Below are 5,063 nucleotides of genomic sequence, written 5' to 3' on the forward strand. Positions count from 1 at the left end.
ATTTCAATAATGATTGGTATTCAGTATACGGAGAAGCCAAAGGTCTTTGCGATATGTAATGAAAGAAACGAGCGTGGGCTCGTTTCTTTTTAGATAATATGATGTTTTTTTAATTCTTCTTCAAGTTTTGAATAATCAGGTAAATGAATACCATCCATGCCGACGTTCTTACATGCATTAATATTATCAAGAGAATCATCAATAAATAGACATTCATCTGCTTTTAACTGATAACGTTCTAATAATAATTCATAGATTCTTAAATCAGGCTTGATTAGCTTTTCTTTGGCACTAATAATAGCTCCATCAAATAGAGTAAACCAATCCTGTTTCTTTAAGAAGCGATTATATGCATCTAAATGGAAATTAGAAATAATATAGAGGTGATAACCTTTTTTCTTTAATGGAGAGAGCAACTTGATATTATTTTCAATAGGAAGAAGTAATTCAATCCATTCTTCCATGATTTCTTCTATATCCAATGCAAGTTCAGGATGTTCGTTGATTAATTTTTCTGTAAACTCTTCTCTTGTGATGGTTCCTTCATCTAGCTTAACCCATAAAGGATTCTGGAAGATGATTTCAAATAACTCATTATAATGCGTATAGTTCTTCTTTTTCAGCCAAACTAAAGGCTGATAGTCTAATAGAATACGACCTAAATCAAATACAATATTTTTCATATTTTTTCTCCTTTCAACTATTATATGATATACTTAATAAAATGTATATGTTAATCAAGGAAGTGGTGTTTTTATGGAAGAATTAAAGAAAGTAACAACAAGTCAAAATAGAATAGATTTATTACATGCTTCCTCTATTGGTACGTTAAAAGATATTATTTATCATTATCCTTATAAATATGATGAAGTGACTGAAATATGGCCTCCTGTAGAAGATAAATGCTGTGTAGAGGGAGTTATCATAAGTAGTCCTAAAGTATTTTACAAAGGACGTTTTTCCCGTATGACATTCAATGCGTCTATTAAAGGCAATGACTATACAGTCACGATCTTTAATCGACATTTTCTTCGCCCTCATTTAACACTTAATCGTATCGTTACATTACAAGGTAAGGTAGAAGGGAATCGTCTCACTGCTTCTAATATATTATTAAAGAATCTAGATCAATTATCAGGTATTACACCTGTCTATTCATTAAAAGATGGTCTCACAAGTCATGCTTTTTCCCAATATGTTAAAAAAGTATTAGGGATGAATATATCTATTGAAGATGGGCTTCCTATAGAGATAAGAGAAACAGTTGATCTCATGAGCAAGAAAGAAGCGCTTTATGCAGTCCATTTTCCAATGAATCATGAACAGCTTCAAAAGGGAATTAAAACACTTAAATATGAAGAATTCTTAAACTTTGAACTGGCTCTTTCTTATCGCAGAATGCAAAGAGAACAGGAAGTAGGATATGCAAAGGATTTTTCTTTAGATGAAGTCAATGCCTTTATTCATACGCTTCCCTTTAAATTAACGAAAGATCAAAAACAGAGTGCTAAAGACATACTATTAGATCTTCATAATCCAACAATTATGTATCGTTTCTTACAGGGAGATGTAGGTAGCGGTAAGACAATTGTGGCAGCTATAGGGTTATATGCGAACTATTTAAGTGGTTATCAAGGGGCTCTCATGGCACCGACTGAAGTGCTCGCAACACAGCACTATAGTAAGCTTAAAAAGACGTTTGAAGCATATGATATGAGTATTGCATTACTCACAGGATCACTCACTTTAAAAGAAAAGAAAGAAATCTATGAAGGTTTAGAAAGTGGTTCTATTGATCTAGTGATTGGGACACATGCATTATTCCAGGAGAGCGTTCATTATAAAAAACTTGGATTTGTAGTAACAGATGAACAGCATCGTTTTGGAGTTAAACAAAGAAAAGCTTTAAAACAAAAAGGTGAAGGTGTTGACTTCCTTGTCATGAGTGCGACTCCTATACCTAGAACACTTGCAATGAGTTTATATGGAGATATGGATGTTTCAAGTATAGAAACAAGACCTGAAGGTAGAAAACCTATCTTAACGAAATATTTTGAAGGCAGTTCTATGAAGCCTTTCTTAAAGCAATTAAAAGATTATTTAGCTCAAGGTGGACAATGTTATGTCATCTGTCCTTTGATTGAGGATAATGAAGATCTTCCATTAAAAAGTGCTTTGACTATTTATGAAGCAATGTCTTCTTATTTTAAAGGACATTATCAAACAGGACTTCTTCATGGTTCTTTAAAAGATGAAGAAAAAAATGCAGTGATGCAGGATTTTAAAAATAATAAAATACAAATTCTAGTCTCTACGACAGTGGTAGAAGTAGGGGTTGATGTTCCCAATGCGAATATGATGGTTATTTATAATGCTGAAAGATTCGGCTTATCTTCTATTCATCAGTTGCGTGGTCGTATTGGAAGAGGAAACCAACAGGGGTATTGTTTTCTGTTGTCTGTTGCACAGGACGAGCCAGCGAAAGAAAGACTACACTATCTAGAAGAACATGATGATGGATTTGAAATATCACAATATGACTTAAAAACAAGAGGACCAGGAGAACTATTAGGTGATAAGCAGAGCGGTCTTCCAGCCTTTATGATGGGTGATATTTTTAAGGATATGAATATTCTAGAAGAGACAAGAAGATATGCAATTAAGATGATTCATGATTATTATAAGTATGGGGAATATGAAAACTATATTGAGATGATCAAGAAAAAGATAAAAAAAGGGAATGAATATATTGATTAGTTATGATATTATGTAACTGACGAGGTGATTTTTATGAAATTAGCAATCGATGCGATGAGCGGAGATTTAGGTAGTGCACCTGTTGTGGAAGCCTGCAGGAAATTTGCAGAAAAGCATCCAGATGTTGAATTATACGTGACAGGTAAAAAAGAAGAATTAACAGCTTTGGAATCTATTAATTCTATTCATATTGTAGATGCACGTGATGTTGTATTAATGACTGATAGTGTATTAGGTGTAAGAAGAAAGAAAGAATCTTCAATGGTGAAGGCTTTAATGATGGCCCGTAAGGATGAAGTAGATGGAGTTGTATCATGTGGTTCTACAGGTGCTTTTTATACTGCTTCAATGTTGTTTGTAAAGCGTATTGAAGGCGTAGAAAAATCATGCTTAATGGCAACTCTTCCTACATATAGCGGTAATAGTACATGCTTGATGGATGTTGGTGCTAATGCGACCAATACAGCAGAACAGCTACAAGAATTTGCGGTAATGGGCTCATTATATAGCAAGCTTGTATTAAATAAGGAAAATCCAAAGGTTTCTTTACTTAATATTGGTGCAGAAGATCATAAGGGTGATGAAATGCATCAGGAAGCTTATAAACTATTAAAAGACTGTGATAAGATCAACTTCACGGGTAATATAGAAGGTAGAGAATTATTATCAGGGGATATTGATGTTGTTGTGACAGATGGATTTAGTGGGAATATCGCATTAAAAGCATCAGAAGGTGCAGCTATTCTTCTTATGAAGGCAATGAAAGAATCATTATTTGCGACATTAAGAGGAAAGATTGGTGCCTTATTTGCAAAACCTCAATTATATGCTTTGAAAGAACGCTTTGATTATAAATCAGTGGGTGGTGCTCTATTTATGGGCTTTGAAAAAGCAATCGTAAAAGCACATGGTGGTTCAGATGCCAAGGCAGTTTTTAATGCGATGGAACTTGTATATAGAATGGTAGACTTAGATGTTGTAGGTCGTATGAAAGAAGGACTTCAATAATGAAAATATTAGATTTCTTACAGAAAGAAAACATTCCTTTTAAACGCATTGGTCTTTATAAGGAAGCATTTACTCATTCGTCTTATGCCAATGAATCAAATGCTCATATTCCTGATTATGAAAGACTAGAATTTATGGGAGATGCTGTATTACAGCTATTTGTATCAGAATTCATCTTTGCATTACATCCAGAATATAAAGAAGGACAGTTAACACAGCTTCGTTCTAAGCTTGTAAGAGAAGAATCTTTAGCACGCTTTTCCGAAGAACTTCATTTAGGTGAACTTCTTTATTTAGGTGTAGGTGAAGAAAAGAGTGGTGGACGTCATCGTGAAAGTGTTCTTGCAAATATTTATGAATCATTTATAGGTGCGCTTTATCTAGATTGTGGTAAAGAACAGGTGATTCGTATTCTTGAAAAGACAATCTTCAAACATGTCAATGAAGTAAATGAATTTGATGATATCACTGACTATAAGACTAAATTGCAGGAATTAGTGCAGTCAGATGACCGTAAGACTGTCAGTTATCATGTGAAGAGTTCAACTGGACCAGCCAATGCTCCTGAATTTGTCATTGAAGTTATTTTAGATGATATGATTTTAGGTACTGGCAAGGGAACAAGTAAAAAGCGTGCAGAACAGCATGCGGCAAAAGATGCATTAATGAAAATGGCAAAGAAGGCTTCATAGTCTTCTTTTTCTTGTGTGTAAGTTTTGTAAAAAAAGACAAATCACTTTACTTTTTGTATAATGATAGTATGATAAAAAACAAACAAGTTAGGAGATTACAATATGGGAAATAGTACAGTAAGTGATGCAAGAAATATAACTCTTGTCATGGACTTTTATGAATTAACAATGTCATATGATTATTTTAAACAGGGAAAAAAGGATGAAATTGCCTATTTTGATATGTTCTATCGAAAGAATCCTGATAATGGTGGTTATGTCATCATGGCAGGACTACAACAGTTGATTGAAGCAATCAAAGATATGCACTTCTCAAAGGGCGATATTGACTATTTACGTACTTTAAATATGTTTGATGAAGAATTTTTGTCTTATTTAGCTGATTTCAAGTTCGATGGTACAATCTGGGCAGTCCCTGAAGGAACACCTGTATTCCCTTATGAACCATTAGTCACTGTTAAAGGAAAATTGATTGAAGCACAGCTATTAGAAACATTCCTTTTAGTGACAATCAATCATCAGTCATTGATTGCGACTAAAACACATAGAATTGTACAGGAAGCTAAGGGCCGTCCTGTTATGGAATTTGGGGCAAGAAGAGCACAG

The 5,063-nt window shown here is 33.8% G+C and carries 4 protein-coding genes and 1 pseudogene; 4 read left to right on the forward strand and 1 reads right to left on the reverse strand.

Annotation, left to right across the window (positions count from 1 at the left end; genetic code table 11):
* Nucleotides 1-89: 89 nt before the first annotated feature.
* Entirely contained in the window at nucleotides 90-683 is a 594-nt protein-coding gene (locus tag QVO42_RS07005; protein WP_022425426.1) for an HAD family hydrolase, read from the reverse strand.
* Nucleotides 684-756: 73 nt separating this feature from the next.
* Between QVO42_RS07005 and recG the strand changes: the two genes are divergently transcribed.
* The 4 genes and pseudogenes from recG to QVO42_RS07025 all read left to right on the forward strand — a co-directional run.
* Complete coding sequence (gene recG / locus QVO42_RS07010) at nucleotides 757-2,757, forward strand: ATP-dependent DNA helicase RecG (protein ID WP_022425427.1); 2,001 nt, start codon at nucleotides 757-759, stop codon at nucleotides 2,755-2,757.
* Nucleotides 2,758-2,790: 33 nt separating this feature from the next.
* Nucleotides 2,791-3,765, forward strand: a complete 975-nt coding sequence (gene plsX / locus QVO42_RS07015) for a phosphate acyltransferase PlsX (RefSeq protein ID WP_022425428.1) — start codon at nucleotides 2,791-2,793, stop codon at nucleotides 3,763-3,765.
* Nucleotides 3,765-4,457 carry a ribonuclease III gene (gene rnc / locus QVO42_RS07020; RefSeq protein WP_006506220.1) on the forward strand — a complete coding sequence of 231 codons (693 nt, stop codon included), beginning with the start codon at nucleotides 3,765-3,767 and terminating at the stop codon, nucleotides 4,455-4,457. Before plsX ends, rnc begins: the two co-directional genes overlap by 1 nt.
* A gap of 102 nt (nucleotides 4,458-4,559) precedes the next feature.
* Nucleotides 4,560-5,063, forward strand: a pseudogene (locus tag QVO42_RS07025) (nicotinate phosphoribosyltransferase); the annotation flags it as partial.

This window comes from Catenibacterium sp. CAG:290, from assembly GCF_000437715.1.
GTDB lineage: Bacteria > Bacillota_I > Bacilli_A > Erysipelotrichales > Coprobacillaceae > Catenibacterium > Catenibacterium mitsuoka_A.

Coding starts and splice junctions, on each gene's coding strand:
- recG (WP_022425427.1), top strand. CDS start 757: ATGGAAGAATTAAAGAAAGTAACAACAAGTCAAAATAGAATAGATTTA.
- QVO42_RS07005 (WP_022425426.1), bottom strand. CDS start 683: ATGAAAAATATTGTATTTGATTTAGGTCGTATTCTATTAGACTATCAG.
- plsX (WP_022425428.1), top strand. CDS start 2,791: ATGAAATTAGCAATCGATGCGATGAGCGGAGATTTAGGTAGTGCACCT.
- rnc (WP_006506220.1), top strand. CDS start 3,765: ATGAAAATATTAGATTTCTTACAGAAAGAAAACATTCCTTTTAAACGC.